1 protein-coding gene is annotated in these 428 nt (G+C 62.1%); it reads right to left on the bottom strand.

Annotation, left to right across the window (positions count from 1 at the left end; translation table 11 throughout):
* A partial coding sequence (locus tag F6X68_RS33260) for a GTP-binding protein (RefSeq protein WP_305069305.1) occupies window positions 1-428 on the bottom strand: 428 nt, incomplete at both ends.

Here is a 428-nt window from a genome sequence, read left to right as displayed (position 1 = left end):
GGCGCCTTGCTCACCGGACGCAGACTGACCCCGCCACCCAGATCGGCATTGAGGTTGAAACCCCGCACATCAAGCAGTTGCGCCAGATCGATGTTGCCGTGCTCGACCACGCGGATCGGCGCACGGCGGTTGATCCGCGTCAGGCGTTCGCTCAGTGCATTGAACGTCGGCTCATCCACCAGATCAGTCTTGCTGACCAGCAAGCGGTCGGCAAAACCGATCTGCGCCTGGGCAATGGTCTGGGTCAAGTGCAGGTCGGCGTGGGCGGCGTCGACCAATGTGATGATGCCGTCGAGCAGATAGCGCTCACGCAATTCTTCGTCGATGAAAAAGGTTTGCGCCACAGGCGCTGGATCGGCCAGCCCGGTGCATTCGATCACCAGCCGGTCGAAGGCGATTTCGCCGCTGTCCAGGCGTTCGAGCAGCAG

The organism is Micromonospora sp. AMSO12t (assembly GCF_008806585.1).
Taxonomy (GTDB): Bacteria; Actinomycetota; Actinomycetes; order Mycobacteriales; family Micromonosporaceae; genus Micromonospora; species Micromonospora reichwaldensis.
Note: the sequence above shows the minus strand (reverse complement) of the source record. Positions and strands in the feature narration are given on the sequence as shown.